Genomic DNA, 19,586 nt, shown 5'->3' on the forward strand with positions numbered 1-19,586 from the left:
GTGATGTCCCGGCGGATCACTTTACGCATTTGACCACGCCGGCGTGAAACAGTCCTCGCGATCTCAGCAGACACCCCTCCGGGGGATTCGAAAGGGAGCTGCCATGAACGGTCAGACGCTCATCGTCGCTACGGATCGAAAGTGCATCAAAGGGAGCAGCGGACGAGCCTGGCCCGCGCATCGAATGACGCGGTCAATCGACCTCCTGTTGCTGCCGGCTTCGATTTTCCTGCTGTTGCTCTTCGTTCAGGCGGCTTCCGGTCAGGGGCTCAGCCCCGATGCCGACGGCCACGCGGCGCGCAACGGCAAGGCTATCATGGCCTGCTGGAATTTTTCGGCGGGCGCGGGTCTGCCGGAGTCCCTATCACGCTATCCGGAGTTTCTGCCCAATTTGAGCGGCTGGGATTTCCGCATCAATCTCCCGCACACCCAATTTCAGTTTGCCCGCGCGGGGACCGGCGCGGCTGCGTCACTGATGCTCGGGGTCGAGGAAGTCGGCGACCCGATCGCGACCGAGACGATGAACAGCTACGGGCACATCAACAACTCGATCTGGTTGTTTCAGACCAGCCCGAGCGAGGGCCGTGTCTATGCCAAGGTTCTGCCCAGCCGGCGCGATCTGAACGGCCGCTCCCCGCAGAATATCGAATCGCTCACCGGCAACTGGTTCCGCGTAGGGCCTTCCAACGGTCCCACGTTTATCGTTGAAAAACTCGCGGGGGCCGTGCTGGGCAAGGGTCTCGGCGTGGCGCGCATTTACCTCGTGGCTCGCGACGGGTCCGGCGCGCTCCATATGACATCCCACACGGTCAGCGGTCTGGAAGGGAACGGTCCTCCCGTACTCAGCACCGGGCTAATTGCGGGCGGCCCGGGGGGAATATTCAATCAAGGTTGGAGCGACGCTTGGACGCCGATCGGCGTTTCGTCCTCGGCCGCACCCGCCCTCTCGGAGACCTTCGACGGAAAGTTGGCCCTCGCCTATATCGACGCCGCGGCGGGCGATCTTCGCGTCCAGGTATACACGCCCTCCACCGGTACGTGGGGACCTCCCGCGATTCTCAATAACGCGCGCCTCGGCCGCCCTCAATTGGTTTGGGACGGCGCCGCCCTGAACGTTTTCTTCGTCGGTTCCGGTACTCCCACCCTCCAACATGCCTACGCGCTCTCCGACAACCCGCTAACTTTCTACGCCCGCAGTCCGGTGTCCTCCCTCATCGCCGTCCTCGGCGACTTCTTTCACGCGATCTCCTTCAATCGCCGCCTGCATGTCGTGATCTGTCAGGACAACGGCACCGGCGACGGGCCGCTCTTCTACACAACGACGACGACCGATCCCGGCCGGCCCGCGAGCTGGTCCATCGCTTCGGAAACCGGCATCAGCTCGACGACGGCCCCGCGGATCGCGTGGATGTATGAACACATTCTTGTCGTCGGCAACACGGCCGACGGTCGTATCCGCTATTCCCGCAAGGACCCCAACCGGCCGGGTAATGCCGAAACCGGCGCGGCCCTCGCCGATCATTGGCTTCAGGTAGCATCCGACGCCGATCCGACGGCGGGCGGATTCTTCGACGGACTGGAAACGATCACCTTCAACAGCGACGTGTACCTGGCCGCGAACAAGACGGCGACCTCCGGTCAGCCCGCGGGTCTTTACGTGAGCAACTTCAGCCGCGCTGTCCTGAAGCAGTTGATCACCGACAAATGGGGCATCAAGTTCATGTGGGGCGACGCCGGCGGTTCGACCAAACTCAACGCCGGCAGCGTCGCCTCCAACGAAATCCCCGTCGTCGCGGACGTGAACAAGGATGGTCGGGACGACATTATCAAGTTCAAACTTCGGCTTTCAATCTTTGGCCCATCGTCGGTTTCCTGGTTCCGTAATCTGAATGGCGACTATGTCTCGCCGCAGGTCCTGTCCGCCGATTTCGCCCAGGCCGGGGATATTCCCATGGTCGGTGATTTTGACGGCGACACCAATCTCGACTTGATCGCGTTTTCGCACCACAACGCCTTTGACGGCGAAAATAATCTCCTCGGCGACGCCCCTGTATGGGTCGCGCCGTCCGGCTTCGGACCGGCCGGTCAGGTCGGCGCGCCGCAGATCTGGCACCCTTCCTTTGGAAATGAGGAAGAGATCCCGTTCGTCGGCGATTTCAACGGTGACGGCAAGGACGACATGATATCCTTTTCGCAGCAGCCGGTTACCGACTTCGACGGGCACCTCGTCGCCCCGTGCGGCGTTTGGGTGTTCCTCTCGGACGGCACGCGCTTCGGCGATCGGCAACTCTGGCACGGCGATTTCTCGTATCCCGGCGAGATCCCCATGGTCGGCGACTTCAACGCCGACGGCTTCGACGACATCGTCAGCTTTGTGCAGAAGCCCCAGCCCGGGATCGGCACCGCGCCCGTCTGGGTCAGCCTTTCCAATGGCAGCAGCTTCGGCCCCCGCACCGTTTGGCATACGTTCTTCGCCCCTTCGCCCGAAGTTCCTCAAGTCGGCGACATGAACATGGACGGGGCCGACGACATCCTCACCTTCCTCGCGGGCAAACCCGGTGCCGGCATCCACGCCCGGAGCTGTTTCGTCGCCTATTCGGTCGGTTCGAAGTTTTCCCGCAGCAGTCTCTGGCACAGCGACTTTGTCGATCCCAGCCTGGTCCGACGCGGCCCAAAGAACCGCGTCTACAGCCCACAGATCGGCCACATGAGCGCCGTCACCAAGGGTACCTTCAGCGGCGTTCCTGCCGACAACAAGTTTCCCGTCAATGAAATCTTCGCCTTCCACACCAGCGGCTTCATGCAGGTGAAGACTACCATGGGCAACATCCCCTTTCCGGCCGGCGCCCCCTGGGAGCGCTACAAATTCTTCACCGACAAGGGCATCGGCGTGGCACTGGTTCCAGAGTGGATCTACGAGCATACCTCGCATTGCATCGGCTCGGATCACCGCCTCGCCCTGCTGGGTATTAGCGGCTCCGCGGACGGAAGGGTTACGCGCACTTCGGTGCGCTTTGGCGGGCGCGCCGGGCACATTCTCGAAGAACTCGGTCACTCTCTTTTCTCCCACTGCTTTCGACCTGAGTCATCCAACCCGTTCGGTCTCGCCTCGAGCATCTTCGAGGTCCTGCCCGCCAATGGCGGAATGGGCTCCAACGCCATGCTCGGCTGCCCGGACACCGTGCCCGGCTGCGCCGGCGGTGACATGCTCCGCGCGTGCCGTGATCGCGACACTGATGCCGGAGAAGAACACTACTTCCTCCAACTCTACTCGCGCTATCGATTGAACCCGGAGTGTTACCGGCAGCGCATCAACGAAAACATGGACGCCGGCGACCAGGCAAACCTCATCGCCCAGTACAACTGGCTTCGGGTAAACTGGTATGAAGGGATGGAATTCGCCACCGGCCCGACAGTAAACGCGAGTCTCCCGCAGCCGGGCGTGCCGATGCTCCCGCCGGCGCTGCCGCCCATTATTCCGCCCGATCCCGCGCCGTCGGATACCTGCGGCGCATGCGGCGCGGGGACCGCGATGGTCATGCCGCTCGTCCCACTGGGCATGATCGCCATGCGCCGAGGACCGATCCGCCGCCGCCGCGTCACCCCTCGTAGGTGACGGAGGCTGCGAACTCGAACTGCCGCCCAAGTGGCTCAGTCCCGGCGCGCCGGGACTGAGCCACCCTCCTTTGTTTCCCTTCCGTTGGGCATTTCGCGCATCCCAAAAGCCGTTGTCCAGAAGGCCTACCGAGATAGGCTCTTGAACCCATCTCGCCCGCCTCGAATCTACTCCGCAGCCGCGCAGAAACCCCCGGTAAATCGGTACTTATGGACCGTCCGGGTCCCCTATTTATCCATAATCGAGTGATCGATTGAAGAGAATCTGATGCCCTCAGCCCCCCGCTCACGCATTACTTCCCGGCGGAAAAGTCCGGCCCGGCTGCCTCGCCCGGCACGACACCGCCAAGGAGTATCCGATGAACGCGTCAACACTCGTCAATGTTCTGAAATGCCACGCCCGTTTGCACTGTCGCGCCGCTCGCGGCCTGGCCTGCATGACCCTGCTGTTCGCAGCGGCCATCCTCACCGGCTGCGATACCCAGGCCGGGGGCCCGCTCGGTCCATTCGACCCCAACAACCCCAACCCCAACCCGCAGCCGAACCCACCAGTAAACGAGGTGTTCGCGCCGGGCACTTACATCTTCGCCCTCAAGCCCGATCCGATTGAAGGCTTCACCTTCACCAACTCCGGCGCGACGATGGAACACTGGGTATTCCGGCCGCCGATGGCGCAGGGCCGCGCATTTTGTGGAGGCGCTGTACTGAACGATCGCATCTACGCGATTGGCGGCAACACCGCCGGTCTGGCCGAACTCGCCACCGCAGAGGTGCTCGATCTGCCCGGCACCGGCACTTGGACGCCCATCGCCGCCCTGTCCGCGCCGCGCACCGGCATCGCCGCGGCCGCCGCGAACGGAAAAATCTACGCCATCGGCGGTTTCCGCACGGGTGTGCCCCTCGTCGGTACCAACGAGGAGTACGACCCCGTCGCCAACACCTGGACACCGCGCGCCCCAAACCCGACGCCGCGTGCGTATGCCGCCGCCGTCACCGTCAACGACAAGATTTACCTCATCGGCGGTTCCACGATCGTCAACAACCTCTTCACCGATTCCACGAGCGTCGATGAGTACGACCCCGCAAACGATACCTGGACGCCGAAGGCCCCGTTGCCCGTCGGTCTCTCCACCCACGCGGCGGCGGAGCTGGACGGGAAGATCCACGTCGTGATCAACGCAACTCATGTGGAATACGATCCGGCCACCAACGTCTGGACGCCGCGCAAGCCCATGCCGACGTCCCGCGATCGTCTCGGCGCCTTCAGCTGGAACGGCAAGTTCTACGCCGTCGGCGGCCGACTGGCCGGCGGCGTCGTGACTGGCGTCGTCGAGGAGTATCAGCCGCAATTTGACGGCTGGGAGACGCGGCTTTCGCCGAGCGTCACGACGCAGCGGCATTCCTTTGGCTTTGCCGCGATCGGCCCGTCGTTTTATCGCTTCGGCGGCACAACTCCAGGCCAGGGCGGTAGCTTTGGAGATATGATCACCATGGAGTACTTCGCCCACACGGACGTGTTCCCCTTCCGCAAGAACTGAGGATATTGTCCATCAGCTTTGGCCCCGCGTCGGCGATCGGTTTCCAACCGCCTCGCCGACGCGGGGCATCTGGTTATGACGAGTATTGTCCCATGCCCTCTCCCGGGAGCGTCCTCGGCAAGAGAGGTTTCCGACGGCCTGCACCCCCCTCAGAGGCCCTCCAAGCAGTCCAATCGCACCAATTCGGGGGTCCGCTATCGTTCAAGCTCCAGAACGTGTCTACTAATACAAGGGGATCGTCCGCAAGGGGAGCCATGGGTCGGCCGCCGCGGCGGCCACTATCCGGTCGCCCTTAGCCCGATACCTCCGGGAGCTTTTCAATGATCACAGGCCTCGCAAAAAATTACCGGTCACGGTTGCTGTTGGTGGCCGCCTTGGTCCTGACCATATCTACGAACATCCTGGCGCAGGATAGCCAAGAGGTTCTGCTGGTTGATCCAGAAGTCGATCCGGCCTATGCCATCCCCCCTCAGGACGATGGGCAAAACTACGTGGCCCTTTCGCCCCAAGAACTCGACGACTTGCTCGGACCGGTCGCTCTTTATCCCGACCCTCTCCTTGCGCAGGTCCTCGCCGCCGCGACCTATCCGATGGACATCGTTCAGGCGGCGCGCTTCTTAAACTCGTCATCCGACCTTTCGCAGTTGGAACAGATGGGGCTGGACCCGAGCGTTCAGGCCCTCGCACGATTTCCTGATCTTCTCAAGAGGATGGATGAGGAGCTGGAATGGACGAACGCGATCGGCGCCGCGTTCCTGAATCAGCAGCAGGACGTCATGGACGCGGTTCAGCGGCTTCGCGCGCAGGCCATGGCCAGCGGCGCGCTCCAGGACACCCCGCAGCAGGAGGTATATGTCGAAGAGGAGTTTGTCGGAATCCTCCCGGCCGATCCGCAGATTATCTATGTGCCGCAATACGTGCCGGAGGTGGTATACGGCTGGGTCGAGCCGCCGATCGGCGGATATTACAGTTCCATTTCCTTCGGCTTCGGCTGTCATACCGGTTCGTGGCTGCACCTGGGCTTCAATTGGGGCAGCCGCTGCCTCGCGTATCGTCCCTGGCATTTCGGCCACCACGGCTACCATCGCGGCGGTTTTGGCCGCGCTTATTATCGTCATGGAGAATGGGGCCGTAATTGGCATCGCCGGTCCGGCTCCGCGCTGCCGCGCTTTCGCGGCGGTGGTCACAGAGGCGGGCGGGACTTCAGCGCCCTGCGGAGCGGATTCGGCCGCCGATCGGGCGGCGGAACGCGCGGTGGGTTTGCTGAGGGGTCGGGCGGACCGCGCCGAGGATTTGGAGACAATTTCGGTAGCGGGCCCGGTGCAGGATCTGGAAACGGCCCTCGAAGAGGCCAGGGTCGCGGCGGTTCCGATTCCGGATTTGGAAATGGCCCGCGCGCAAGCCAGAATCGTGGGCCACTCGGAGGATTCTCGAATGGCCCGCGCTCGGGGGAACGCGACGGCGCAATGCCCGGGACAAGGAGAGGTGAGTCGCGTACCGGCCAGAGTCGCGGCGGCTCGCCGGGCGGATTCGGGCTTGGTCAACCGGGGCGGCGGGACGGCGGCGGACCCGGCGCGATCGGCGGATCAGGAAATCGGGGCGGAATAGGCGGAGGTCGCTCCCCGACCGACGATAGCCGAGGCGGTCTCTTCAATGGGGGCCGACCATATTCCCGAAATGGCGGCAACATCTTTCGGGGTGACAGCAATCCACTTGGCAGAAGCCCATCCCGCCAGGGCGAGATCCAGCGTACATCGCGGGGCATCGACCGGCCGGGTGGTTTGAGCGGCGCGCCGCGTTCGTTCGGCGGAGGCTCGTCTGGCGGCGGAATCACGCGCCAGGGGTCATTGCCGCGCCGTTCCTACGGCGGCGGGTCTTTACCTCGAAGCATTGGCCGAAGCGGGTTCGGAGGCGCCGACGGGATGCGCGGACTTTCTGGAGGCGGGCAGTCTCGCGGCGGCAGTGCATTTCGAGGCGGAGGCTCGAGTTCATCCGGTCCTCGAATATCCTCTCGCTCCGGGGGGACGTCGATGCGTTCGCCGGGTGGCAGTTCGCCGAGGGGCATTCGCAGCAGCGGCATGCGGGGGGGTGGGTCGCGAGGCGGCGGCATGCGCGGTAGTGGGATGCGGGGCGGCGGCGGCGGTCGGCGCGGCAGGTAAACTCGGGTAGGCGATCGCCATCACATCTGCCATGCTTCTTCTTATAACTCAACGAGGGCCGGACCAGGCCATTGTCGGGCCGGTGGCGGGCTGTTGATTCTCGCCCGGATGGCGAGGGCGTGGCCGGTGGACACGCAACATGCTGTCCCCGATAATCCCGACCGCAATGGGATGGCGGCAAGGGGCCGCCGCAGAGCCGGTCGGATCGCGAGGGAACTCGCGCCGCCGTTTGAGTCTTACGAGTTTTCGAAAGGAACTACATGGCCGCGAAGCACTTCACCAGGAGCGAGATTCTCAGCAGCATCGCCGAAGAGACCGAACTTTCCCGCAAACAAGTCGCCTCCGTCTTGGAAGCGCTGGGCGGTCTCATCCATAAGGGCGTCGGCAAGAAGGGACCGGGCGTGTTCGTCGTTCCGGGCCTGATGAAAATTGTGGTCATCAATAAGCCCGCCACGAAGGCCCGCAAGGGGATCAACCCCTTTACGAAGGAGGAGCAGATGTTCAAGGCCAAGCCCGCCCGAAGGGTCATCAAGGTGCGACCCTTGAAGGCGCTAAAGGACATGGTCAAGTAGTGAAGATCTCTCGCGGTCGGGTCGTATGGCCCGACCGCGAGAGACAACGACCAGGCGCAATCGAGATCGACCGACGACACCCTGATGGGATTCTTCCTCAGGTACATCTCCGTCATTGGCCTCTAAATAAAAACTTGGTGCTCACAACGCGCTCGCGGCGAATTGGCGAAGTACTTGCCATCATCGCCGGTAATCGAGAAACAGCGCTTTTTCCTCATGGACTGAGCCTGTTCGCGCTCCAGGTTCCTCCACCGCGTGGTCGCGCACCGGATGGAAACCCCCGCGGGGGTGTCCCGTGTGGGCGACCGGGCTGTCCACGCCTAGAACAGTTTCAAGTCGGGCGCAACGCTGATCGTCAGTACCGTCCCACGGCAACGAGGTCGCTCCAAACTTCCTCCGCGTTTATAGTCGCCGTCTCCCCCCGCCTTGTTGTATAGTTGGGCTGGAGAAGATCGATCCACCCATGTTCCTTTCCATCACCCAATTCATCGTCGTCGCGGTCATCGGCGTCATCGTTGTGGGAGTGTGGCTGATCCGCCGCGCGCTTGCGGACACCGCCAGCCGCACGAAATACCCGCGCTGTCGCGCCTGCGGACAATCCGCGCCGGACGGCGCCAGTTTTTGCGGTCATTGCGGGGCGAGATTGACGTAGGCCCCGCTTGGAGGTACCCCGCAGGCTCGAAAGGAGTACGCGCTATGTCAGAGACCCCGTTGCGCTCTATCCGTCCCCCGTTCCCGCCGTTTCGAATTCCTCTCCTCGGGGGGATTGTCGGCCTGGTCCTGCTGGCCTTCGTGGCCGTGGTTGCGTTTTTCTGGTTCATCGTTCGCGTCGAAGTGCCCTCGAACCATCTTCTCGTGCTTATCCACAAGACGGGCGGCGTTCTGCCCGCCGGACTACCGGGGGAATTTGGCGACCAGGTCGTCCTCTATCCCGAACTCGTAAAGAGCATCGCCCAAAAAACGGGAACGAGCGAGGACGACGTCCGGACCGCCTACAAAGGCATTCGCTTTGAAGTCCTCACCGAAGGACGGCATTGGTATAACCCCTTCAGCTACGAGCGACAGGTGGTCCCCGCCACGCTCATCAAACAGAATGAAGTCGGCGTCCTCATCCGCAAGTACGGCAGGCCGCTTCCCTTCCCCAAGACCGTCGCCACCCTGCCGGACGAACGAGGACCGGTCGGCGACGTCCTGATGCCCGGACGGCATAACATCAACCCGTTTGCCTACGAGGTGCTGAAATTCCCGGCCATCGCCATTTCCGAAGGCCACGCCGGTGTGGTGACCTTGCTGTCGGGCAGGGATCCGGCGAAGAAAAACACGTACGTCGTCGAGCCGGGCGAAAAGGGCGTGCAGCGAGCGACGCTTCCGCCCGGTCTCGAATACATCAACCCCTATCTCCGGCAGATCGAAATTGTGGATGTCCGCAGCCAGAAGTGCGATATGGTCGGGGCCGACGCCATCCACTTTCCCTCCTCGGACAGCTTCACGATCACGATCGAGGGAACCATTGAGTGGGCCATCCGCCCCGACCACGTGGCGGAGGTGACCGTGGCGTACGGCGATATGCGCGATGTTCTCGACAAGATCATTCTGCCGAATGTCCGCAGTCTCGCCCGTCTGCAGGGTTCCAAGCTCCAGGCGCGCGAGTTCATCAGCGGCAGGACGCGCATCGTCTTCCAGGACAAGCTGCTCGCCGGGCTCAAGAGCGAATGCTGGAATCAGGGCATCGACATCCGCTCCGCCCTGGTGCGCGATATCAAGCCGCCCGCCGAGATCGCCTCCCTCATCAGCCAGCGTGAACAGGCCGATCAGGAGATCGAGCGGTACACCAATCAGATCGAGGAGGCCAAGTCCGAGGCGCGCCTCGTCGAGCAGCAGGAATTGCAACCGCAGAATAACGCCATCGGCCAGGCGCGCACCCAGATCGTCACGCTCACCAAGGAGGCCGAGCAGCGAAAGAATGTCGCCGTGACGAAGGCTAACCGCGAATTCGCCGTCGCTACGCTCACGCTTGAGGCGGCCGAGAAAGAGGGCGCCGCCATTCGCTCCCGCGGCGAGGCGGACGCCAAGGTCGTCCTTTTCGGCTATCAAGCCCGGGCCGAGCCGCTCAAGGCCGCGGTCAACGCCTTCGGAGACGGCACGACCTACGCGCAACAATTCTTCTATCAGAAAGTGGCCCCGTCGATTCAGAGCATCCTGACGACCACCGACGGATCGTTCGCCGACATCTTCAGGGACTTTGAATCCGCCGGCGCGTCGCCGATGAAGGGAGGTAACCGCTGATGGGTAGGAAGATCAAGCTCATTTTCGGCGCTTCGCTCGTCGTGGTCGGCGTGTGTACGGCGATCGTCTGGTTCTCATTCCGCATCTACGTTCCGCCGGGCAAGTGCGCCGTGCTGGTTCGCAAGATGGGCTCGGCCCTGCCGCCGGGACAGCTCGTCGCCACCGAGCCGGGACAGAAAGGGATCGAGCTGGAGGTGCTCGGCCCCGGTCGGCACTTCCGCGATTCGTATCGGTTTGAGTGGGAGCTGAAAGATTTGACGGTCGTGCCCGCGGGCAATCCCGCGTCGTGGGAGTGGATCCATACGATCAGTTCCAAGGCGCGGGAGCGGATCTCCGGCGGTAATTTCCGACCGCAGGGCGATTTCCCCATGATCGGCGTCGTCACCCGGCGCATCGGCAAGGCCCCGCCGCAGGGACAGATTTTGGTGAAACGCGACTCGGACTACGCGGGCATCCTCGAGGAAGTGCTGACACCCGGAACGTACAAGATCAATCCATACGTCTACGAAATCGAGCTGCAACCCGCAACCGTCATCCCCACCGGCTTCGTGGGCGTCGTGACCAATCTCCTCGGCGACCAGCCGAAACAGGCGCTCGGCGAAATGCTGCCGGAGTTGGAATCGGACGAGCCCGCGGCGACCTCGCAGGTCTCGACCTCGCAGTACGCCAGCTATGTCCGACCCTTGTCCGGGCCCGGCGAGCGGGGCACGCAGCAGGACGTGCTCCAGCCCGGCGTGTATTTCATCAATCCGAAAATGCAGAAGGTCACGCTCATTGAAATCGGATTCAACGAGTTCTCCACCTCAAACGTTCCGGGCGAGAGCAACTATCAAATCTCGTTTCCGTCGGACACCGGTTTTCTCATTCGCGTCGGCGTCACCGTCATCTGGGGGATTGACCCGCGCCACGCCGCCCAGACGATCAACCAGTTCGGCAACAGCGACCGGGTGATTGACAAGGTCATCGAGCCTCAGCTTCGCTCGATATGCCGCAACATCGGCTCGACCTACGCCGCCCGCGACTTCATCCAGGGGGAGAAGCGCGAGAAATTTCAAAGAGATCTCAAGGACGAACTCCGGCGCGTCTGCAATCAGAAGAATATCGAAGTGCTGCTGGCGCTCGTGCGCGAAATCGAGGTGCAGCCCCCGGAAGCCCATGCAGGAGGCGAAATCGCCGAGGATCTCAAGCGGACGATCCAGGAAAGCTACATCGCCAAGGAAAAACAAATTACCAAGGAAAAGCAGCGCGATGCCGCGACGGCCAAGGCACAGCTCGAAGAGTATAAGAAGAAAGTGGATATTGCGCGGGAAATGATCCGCGCCGAAACGCGCATCGCCGTCGCCGGGGTGCAGGCCGAGGGCGAAAAGATGGCCGCGGAGATCGACGCCCAGGCCGGCCTGGAAGTCGCCACCATTCAACAACAGGTGGCCATGCTCGATGCGAGGCGGACCGAAATCCTCGGTCAGGCCAGGGCCGATGTGGAGAAGATGAAGAAGGCCGCCGAGGCCGAGGGCTTCCGGCTGCTCGTCGGCGCCTTCGGCAGCCCCAGGGCCTACAACCTTTATACCTTTGCGGAGAGCTTTCAGCCGGATTCGATCAAGCTGATCGTCGCCGGCCAGGGCACCTTATGGACGGATCTCTCCCGGTTCGAGGAAGCCGGCGCGGCGAAACTCCTTCAGAGCACGACCCAGCCGGCAGACCGGCAAAGAAAGTAGCAACGGCGGCCGATGTTCCGGCAGGTTCTACAGGGTCAACGTTCGATGGCCCGAAATCTTGCCGGTGCTTCACGGCGCATCGCGGAGGCGATGGTCCTGACGGATCGGCGGCGCTCAGGCCGCATTCCCCGCCAACTGCCCCGGCCGCAGGACCATGATCCGATCTTTCCCGCCCGCCTTCGCCAGGTACAGCGCCTCGTCCGACAGGTTAAGCAACTCTTTGGCCGAGCCCGGCTGGTCCTGCTCGCGGCTGGCCAGACCGATCGACAGCGACACGATGCTCGCCTCCGGCAGCGACCGCGCGATCTCCGCTCGAAACCGCGTTAAGAGCCTTTCCGCCGAGACCCGCGCGTCGTTCGGCGACGTCTGCGGCAACAGTACGGCGAACTCGTCCCCGCCGTAGCGCACCGCCACGTCCGATTCGCGGATCGATCCCGTGATCACCCGCGCCGTCAATTCCAGAAGTTGGTCGCCCATCTGATGGCCCAGCGTGTCATTGACCCGCTTGAAGTTGTCCAGGTCCATCATCATGCACGTCAATTCCTTGCCGTACCGCTCCGCCTCCGCGAACAGTTGCGACAAGATCTCGTTGAAATGCCGCCGGTTGTACAGACCGGTCAGCGAGTCGCGCGATGCCATCTCCCGAAGCTGCCGGTTGACCTTCTCCAGGTCGTTCGTCCGCTGCCGCACGCGCTGCTCCAATTCCGCGCTCTGTTGAGTGAGCTGATGGTGGGATGCGGACAGCGTATCCGCCATCGCGTTGAACGACCGGCTCAGTTCGCCGATTTCATCGCGCCGTGCGCCCGCCACGCGCGTTTCCAATTTTCCCATCGCCAGTCCCGCCGCCGCCTCGGAGAGTTGGTTGATCGGCTTGACGAGATATCGCACGATCTCGTAGCCCAGCGGCACCATGAGCAGCGCGATCCCCACCGCCAGTCCGATGATGTGTCGGGACATGGCATCCAGCGCCTGTCCTGGCACCCGCAGGCTCAACCCCAGCCGCACGTAACCCGTCGTCGGCCTGTGCCCTGCCGCGCCGCCCATCGGCGATCCGTCGAAATACGCCGGTACCGGATAGACCACGTCGATCCACTCCTGACCCGCGCCGTCCGTCATCACCCGCCCCTGGTCGATCGGCTCGACCGAAATATGGTCCTTGTCCCGCAGAATGATCTGATTGACCGTGCCGGGGCAACGCTGCTGGCTCGCCAGAATTCGCCCCCCCATGTCCGTGAAAACGACGTAGCACAGGTCGGTGTCCGGCACCGCGTCCTCGACGATCGCCAACAACCGCTGCCGATCCTCAAGGGGAACGGCCCGCGCCCCACCGACCGCCAGCGTCCGGGCGAGCGCGCTCGCGTGCATTTTGCATTGACGCAGCGTCGTTTGCTGGGAGAGCCGCAGATACGTCGCGCCCGTCAGACCGGTCGCCGCCAGGACCACGCCCGTGAGCAGCACCGTCGTTCGGAACTGGAGTCCGAACAACCCGCGATAGAAATGTTGACGCATCGATCCCAAGTCGACGTTCCCCCGCCTGCGAATTCGCAGAAAGATGGCGCGTGAGCGGCCCTCGCAACCTCCATCTGCTTCGGACCCGTTCGGCCGCCCGGCCTCGCGCGGCACATATCGGCGAGTCGCACAAGGCGGCCCCGCCGGTCGAATCGCCGCGGCGACCTGATACTACTTATTGTGCAATATCGAGCCGTACAGGGGCAAACTTGACGCACCATCGCCACGAATACCGGCACCACGCCACGATGGGAGTTGGGCGCCACGCCCCAGAAAGGCGACTCACCCTCGCCGCCATGCTCGCTGCGTCGCGCCGATAATCTTCTCGTGTCCGAACGCACCGTCCGGATTGGTATTTGCAGGGATAAATCCTAACAGGGAGTGGAAAAACCCGGAGCGGACAACACCGCACGAAGCCACTGATTCTCGGCCGGAGTCCCGCTCTCTCCTCGCCGGCCCCCGGCTGTGCAACTCCCGGTAGCCCGCGTTATAATCCGTCGGCCGGATTTTCGGCCCAATGGTGAGTGTAGCTCAGTTGGACAGAGCACTAGGTTGTGGTCCTAGGGGTCGCGGGTTCGAGCCCCGTCACTCACCCGTTTCTAAATCCTGCCGAACGCTAGACTAGCGTACCTTCCGGCGTGCGAAAGTGCGGCTCGTGAGCAGCGGATAAAACCGTAAACACGGTTTTGATCGGCGCTCGAAGGAGTACCGCACATGTCCCGCGTCGCAAACACCGAGACACTGTACGCGCAGCCGGTGGATGGCGGCGGAACGGGACCTCCGGAAGTACGGCGACGTCATCCTGACGCCGGACTAGAAGTTCCCGGTACACCGTCCTTACTTGGCCATCGCTGACAAGGCGATGGAGCAAAGGGTCAAGATTCTCATTGAATTCGGGACGACGCCGTCGAGCCGGTCGCGTGTGTATATCGTCCCGCACACCGGGCCGAGTGAACTCGACCGCTTTGTCGCGAGCAGAGGTCGCCCCGGTAACGGTAACGACGCCAATTCCAAGGCGCGGTTTTTCGAGCGGCGGCCGGACCACTACATGTCGGCGCTCGATCGCTACCGGCGGGAACGTGAACTAACCCCCGCCGAAGAGTTGCTGGAACGCTCCCGCCGATCGCGTGACAGGCAGCCGCCCATTGACGTCGCCGACACTTCGCAAGACGGCGATGAGGGCGACGAAGCCGACAACGAGTCCGCTGAAGGTTGACCTGGCCTGATGGATCTCGGGTGTGCATTCATCTTATTCCACATACCGATGTCTTTAGGCTAGAATGAACCGCCTGTCGTCGTCGGCCAAGCTCCCAGACATTGAGGGATGACTGCGCAAATTGAACTTGTTAAATTGTGCTAGGGGTTACCTCAACCATGACGGACTCTCGCGACACAGTTCAGGCGATGGCCGGCAACCGCATCGCCACGGTATTGCAAGATAACGACGAAATTGCCGCATTGCGCGCGATCGTGGAAGGCACGGCGACGAACGTCGGGCAGGAGTTCTTCCAATCACTTGTGCGGCATTTGGCCTCTGCAACCGGGACGAAGTATGCTTTTGTTGCTGAATTCCTGGAGGGTACGCGCGCCCGAACGATAGCATTCTGGTTTCGGGACGGGATCAGCGACGCCGTTGAATGGGACCTGCGCGGGACGCCTTGCGAAGATGTGTTGGCCGGCAATCTCTGTCACCACCCGCACGGCGTGAGCCAGAAATTTCCCCAGGACAAGCCGCTGGTCGAGTGGAAGATCGAAAGCTATCTCGGCGTTCCGCTACGAGACTCGAAGGGTCAGGTCATGGGACATCTTGCGGTATTTGACGACCGCCCCATGCCCGAAGAACCTCGCCGCATGTTTATCTTCCGCATCTTTGCCGCACGCGCCGCGGCGGAGATGGAGCGCATCGGAGTAGAAAAGCGGCTGCGCGAAAGCGAGCAGCGATTTCGCGACCTCTTTGAAGAAGCGCCGATCGCCTATGTCCACGAGGACCTTGAATCGCGCTTTATCAGCGCGAACCGGGCTGCGATGAAAATCCTGGGCATCACGCCCGAACAGGTCGCCGGAACCGTCGGGATGTCGTTCATTCCCGACACGCCCGACGCCCAGCGCCGCGTCCGCGATGCGTTTGACTCGATCGGTCGCGGGACGGATACGAGCGGAGTGGTGCTCGAACTTCGTCGCCGCGATAACGGTCGGCCCATCTGGATTCAGTGGTGGTCGAAGCCCGATCCCAGCGGCAAATATACCCGCACGATGTTCATCGACATCACTGACCGCGTGCTCATGGAGCGCGAGCAGGCCCGTCTCCAGGCCCAAAACCTCTACCTTCAGGAGGAGATCAAATCCGTCCATAACTTTGAGGAAATAGTCGGGCGCAGCCCCGCGCTGTCGGCCGTTTTGAATCATGTCGCGCAGGTGGCCCCGACCGAAACATCTGTCCTGATCACCGGCGAGACGGGGACTGGCAAGGAACTGATCGCGCGAGCGGTCCACTCGCATAGCCCGCGCCGCGACAAGCCGTTGATCAAGGTCAATTGCGCCGCCCTACCCACGGGTCTGGTGGAGAGCGAGTTGTTCGGCCATGAAAAGGGCGCCTTTAGTGGAGCGATCGCCAGGCGCATCGGCCGCTTCGAATTGGCCAATGGAGGAACGATCTTTCTCGACGAGGTCGGCGACGTGCCGATGGAGGTGCAGGTCAAGCTCCTGCGCGTCCTGCAGGAACGCGAGTTCGACCGGGTCGGCGGCAGCGCGCCGATCAAGGCGGACGTGCGTGTGATCGCGGCGACCAACCGCAATCTGTTGCAGGCTGTCAAGGACAAGACGTTTCGCGAGGACCTCTACTATCGCCTGAGCGTATTCCCCATTCATCTGCCTCCCTTACGGGATCGCACCGAAGACATACCCATGCTGGTCCAGTTTCTCGCCAACAGATTCTCCGCCCGCATCGGCAAGGCGATCGACGGCATCGCCCCGGAAACCATGAATCGGCTGGTCGCCTATTCCTGGCCGGGAAATGTCCGCGAGTTAGAGAATGTGCTGGAGCGCGCGGTGATCCTGGCTACCGGAAAGACCCTCGAAATCGATCCAGCCGTTTTTGCGGCCACCGTTCCAGCGCAACCGCATGCACCCCCGGCGACCAGCCTTGAATCGACGGAGCGCAGTCACATCCTTTCCGTATTGAAACAGACCCAATGGGTGATCGACGGACCGGCCGGGGCGGCCAAAATCCTCGATCTCCACCCCAACACCCTTCGCAGCCGCCTAAAAAAGCTCGGAATCTCTCGGCCCTCCCACGAAGGTTTGTAGCCGCCACGAAATCTCGTGGCACCCCCATCGATTCGCGCAAGCTTCGTCGATCGACTTCGCCGCGCCTAACTCTCCACAACACAGTCACTTTGGCGAATCGCGGCCGTCCGAGCGTGCCGTGGCATGGCCCGTGCTTTAGCGGGGGACGACGAAAGGAGTTCGCCGTGTTCAGAATCAGCAAGTCGACACTGGATGAGACCGTGACGTTCAAGTTCGAGGGCACGCTGCGGGGTGATTGGGTCCAGGAAGCGGACCGCGTTTGCCACAACGCCGCCGGCAAGGCGAATCGCACCTTGCTTGATCTCTCAGAGCTGAGCTTCGTGGACAGCGCCGGCGTGGGCTTACTTCGGGGCCTCATAAATCGCGGGGCGGAAATCAGCGCCTGTTCCAGTTTCGTTTCGGAAGTCCTTCAGAGGGAGAAACGGCCATGAACGCATCTTTGGTCGAATTGGATTTCAATAACCAGGACGTCGATTGTCGGGGCGGCACCGAAACGTCCGACGCCGATCTGCTGTGTTCGATGCGCTCGGGCGACGAATGGGCGTACGAATTGTTCGTCCGGCGGCATACCGGTCGTATGTTCGCCGTCGCGTCGCGCTTTCTGGCTAACGAACACGACGCGGCCGATGCGGTCCAGGACGCCTTCGTCTGCGCCTTTGCCGCCCTCGATTCGTTCAAGGGCGATTCGCGCGTTTCGACATGGCTCCATCGCATCGTCGTCAATTCCTGCCTGATGAAGCTACGATCGGAGAAAAGACGCCCCAGTGTTTCGATCGACAGCCTGCTGCCCTCCTTCAATGCAGATGGCCATCACGCCGGGACGGTGCGGTCCTGGGACCCCGACGCCTGCAATCGACTCTGCGTTGAGGAAACGCGAGAACAGGTCCGCGCCGGCATCGATGCGTTGCCGGATTCCTATCGAACCATCTTGCTGCTACGGGACATCGAGGGCTACGACACCGAAGAAACGGCGCGACTGCTGGGGTGCAGCACATCGAATGTCAAAACAAGGTTGCACCGGGCCCGTCAGGCCCTGCGGACTCTGCTTGATCCGTTGTTTGGCGAAGTTCCTTTCCCGAAGGAAGCAAGGGTAGTGGAAGTCGCCGCGTGATCTGAAGAGAGAATTCTCACGACGAGATTTTTTTTCGAGGTAGCACCAATGCTGCGAAAAATGGTTACGTGCTCGGTTCTGTCGGCGGTCATGGCCCTTGTCGGCTGCTCCGCCGGGTCGGCCCATCGCCACGAACTCGATCAATTTGGCGAAGTGTATTATCTCGACGGCGCCGGCGGCGGGAGCGTCCTTACGAATTGGGGCGGCGGGGTGCAATCCGGACTGAAAGTCGCCGGTTATCCAGGCGACTTCAACACCTTCGTCTGGAACACGGGGTTGGGAGTCGGCGCGGATCAAAGCGCCGGCGTCGAATACAAGCGGGAACAAGCCCGCAAGCTGGCTTTACGAATTCAGAATTACATGGACGAACATCCCGATCGTCCCGTGACTCTGGTCGGCCTTTCGGCGGGCACGGCCGTGGCGGTGTTCACGCTGGAAGTGCTCTCCGTGGATCGGCCGGTCGACACGGTCGTGCTTCTCGGTTCATCCATTTCGTCCCACTACGACATGATGGAGGCCCTGCGTCGCGTTCGTGGCCGCGTACACGTATTCACCTCTGAACGCGATGCGGTGCTGGGTGTTGCCGTGGCCGTTGCGGGCACCGCAGATCGACAATTCTGCGGAGCGTGTTCGGCGGGACTTCGCGGGTTCCACGTTCCTCCCAATCCCTCCGACGAAACCAGGCGACTGTATTCAAAGATCGAAAATGTCGCCTGGCGACCGGAGTTTGCCGCCGCGGGCAATCTGGGCGGGCATACGGACGCCGTAAACACGACGTTTGTCCGCCAGTACGTCGCGCCTTTGCTATGGCACGAGGGCCCCCGATTTATAGAGGCGGGGGTTCAGCCGGCACTGGAAAAACCGGATGGCGCCCGAGGATAGGTTTGACGAGGGAGATTGCAAAATTGATTGCAACCTGACAGGAAACCTTGCATCTTAATGGAGCATCTGGACTTCAAGGCAAAGGACCGAGCATGTCAACAAATGCTGAAGCCGTGCGTTTGGAGGAGGACCGCCGGGGCGCCGTCGCCTGGAAAAGGTGGGGGCCGTATCTAAGCGAGCGGCAATGGGGCACGGTCCGCGAGGACTACAGCGCGGACGGCTCGGCGTGGGAGTATTTCTCGCACGACCAAGCTCGGAGCCGCGCCTATCGTTGGGGCGAGGATGGGTTGGCCGGCTTCAGCGACCACCAACAACAACTGTGCCTGGGGCTGGCGCTATGGAATGGAAAGGACCCCATTCTCAAAGAACGCCTGTTCGGCCTGAATAACGGCGAGGGTAATCATGGAGAAGACGTTAAGGAGCTTTATTACTACCTCGACGCGACGCCAACCCATTCGTACTTGAAGATGCTCTACAAGTATTCCCAACGGGAGTTTCCCTACGGCCGTCTGGTCGAGGAGAACCGCAGTCGCAGCCGCTCACGACCGGAGTTTGAAATCATCGACTCCGGCGTGTTTGACGACGACCGCTATTTCGACGTGTTCGTGGAATACGCCAAGTCGGGTCCGGACGACATTCTCATGCGCGTCACGGTCCACAATCGTGGACCTGAAGAAGCCACTCTTCATCTCCTGCCGCAGATTTGGTTCCGCAACACCTGGTCCTGGGGTCGAAATCTTGCCGAAGGCGGAACGCTGTGCGGCGCGGGGGATCCTGACGCTCTCGCTCGACAAAAACCCAAACTGGGACTTTCGCCGAAGGGCTTTGTCGAGGTGAAGCACCCGGCGCTCGGGGAGTTCCGAGTCTTTGCTGATGGCCGTCCCGAGTGGTTG

The 19,586-nt window shown here is 62.2% G+C and carries 14 protein-coding genes and 1 tRNA gene; 14 read left to right on the forward strand and 1 reads right to left on the reverse strand.

Annotated features, from left to right (window positions below):
- The first annotated feature begins 103 nt into the window (after positions 1-103).
- From VJZ71_21090 to VJZ71_21120, 7 genes are all read left to right on the forward strand, one after another.
- Positions 104-3,616, forward strand: coding sequence for a VCBS repeat-containing protein (locus VJZ71_21090; protein HKQ50580.1), 3,513 nt, complete (start codon positions 104-106; stop codon positions 3,614-3,616).
- Between the two features lie 358 nt (positions 3,617-3,974).
- Positions 3,975-5,153, forward strand: a complete 1,179-nt coding sequence (locus VJZ71_21095; GenBank protein ID HKQ50581.1) for a kelch repeat-containing protein — start codon at positions 3,975-3,977, stop codon at positions 5,151-5,153.
- 320 nt (positions 5,154-5,473) lie between these two features.
- On the forward strand, positions 5,474-7,312 hold the full coding sequence (locus VJZ71_21100; protein HKQ50582.1) for a DUF3300 domain-containing protein: 1,839 nt from the start codon (positions 5,474-5,476) through the stop codon (positions 7,310-7,312).
- Positions 7,313-7,572: 260 nt separating this feature from the next.
- Positions 7,573-7,884 carry an HU family DNA-binding protein gene (locus VJZ71_21105; GenBank protein ID HKQ50583.1) on the forward strand — a complete coding sequence of 104 codons (312 nt, stop codon included), beginning with the start codon at positions 7,573-7,575 and terminating at the stop codon, positions 7,882-7,884.
- A gap of 463 nt (positions 7,885-8,347) precedes the next feature.
- Positions 8,348-8,536 carry a zinc-ribbon domain-containing protein gene (locus VJZ71_21110; GenBank protein ID HKQ50584.1) on the forward strand — a complete coding sequence of 63 codons (189 nt, stop codon included), beginning with the start codon at positions 8,348-8,350 and terminating at the stop codon, positions 8,534-8,536.
- Between the two features lie 44 nt (positions 8,537-8,580).
- Complete coding sequence (locus VJZ71_21115; protein ID HKQ50585.1) at positions 8,581-10,170, forward strand: SPFH domain-containing protein; 1,590 nt, start codon at positions 8,581-8,583, stop codon at positions 10,168-10,170.
- Positions 10,170-11,885, forward strand: a complete 1,716-nt coding sequence (locus VJZ71_21120; GenBank protein ID HKQ50586.1) for an SPFH domain-containing protein — start codon at positions 10,170-10,172, stop codon at positions 11,883-11,885. The genes VJZ71_21115 and VJZ71_21120 overlap by 1 nt, the downstream gene beginning before the upstream one ends.
- 114 nt (positions 11,886-11,999) lie before the next feature.
- Here the strand turns inward: VJZ71_21120 and VJZ71_21125 are convergent, their stop codons facing one another.
- Positions 12,000-13,394, reverse strand: a complete 1,395-nt coding sequence (locus tag VJZ71_21125) for a diguanylate cyclase (protein HKQ50587.1) — start codon at positions 13,392-13,394, stop codon at positions 12,000-12,002.
- 520 nt (positions 13,395-13,914) lie between these two features.
- On the opposite strand from VJZ71_21125, the gene VJZ71_21130 reads away from it, so the two are divergent.
- The 7 genes from VJZ71_21130 to VJZ71_21160 form a co-directional block, all read left to right on the forward strand.
- Positions 13,915-13,988 (forward strand) — tRNA-His (locus VJZ71_21130).
- A 247-nt stretch (positions 13,989-14,235) separates the two neighbouring features.
- Positions 14,236-14,610 carry a hypothetical protein gene (locus VJZ71_21135; protein ID HKQ50588.1) on the forward strand — a complete coding sequence of 125 codons (375 nt, stop codon included), beginning with the start codon at positions 14,236-14,238 and terminating at the stop codon, positions 14,608-14,610.
- A 158-nt stretch (positions 14,611-14,768) separates the two neighbouring features.
- Positions 14,769-16,700 (forward strand): sigma 54-interacting transcriptional regulator, encoded by a 1,932-nt coding sequence (locus VJZ71_21140; GenBank protein HKQ50589.1) that lies wholly within the window; start codon positions 14,769-14,771, stop codon positions 16,698-16,700.
- A gap of 164 nt (positions 16,701-16,864) precedes the next feature.
- Positions 16,865-17,131, forward strand: coding sequence for an STAS domain-containing protein (locus tag VJZ71_21145; GenBank protein ID HKQ50590.1), 267 nt, complete (start codon positions 16,865-16,867; stop codon positions 17,129-17,131).
- Positions 17,128-17,811 carry a sigma-70 family RNA polymerase sigma factor gene (locus VJZ71_21150; protein HKQ50591.1) on the forward strand — a complete coding sequence of 228 codons (684 nt, stop codon included), beginning with the start codon at positions 17,128-17,130 and terminating at the stop codon, positions 17,809-17,811. The genes VJZ71_21145 and VJZ71_21150 overlap by 4 nt, the downstream gene beginning before the upstream one ends.
- Before the next feature lie 48 nt (positions 17,812-17,859).
- On the forward strand, positions 17,860-18,693 hold the full coding sequence (locus VJZ71_21155) for a hypothetical protein (protein ID HKQ50592.1): 834 nt from the start codon (positions 17,860-17,862) through the stop codon (positions 18,691-18,693).
- Positions 18,694-18,785: 92 nt separating this feature from the next.
- On the forward strand, positions 18,786-19,586 hold an 801-nt coding region (locus VJZ71_21160), incomplete at its 3' end, for a glucosidase (GenBank protein HKQ50593.1).

This window comes from Phycisphaerae bacterium, assembly GCA_035275405.1.
In the GTDB taxonomy this organism is placed as follows: Bacteria; Planctomycetota; Phycisphaerae; order UBA1845; family UTPLA1; genus DATEMU01.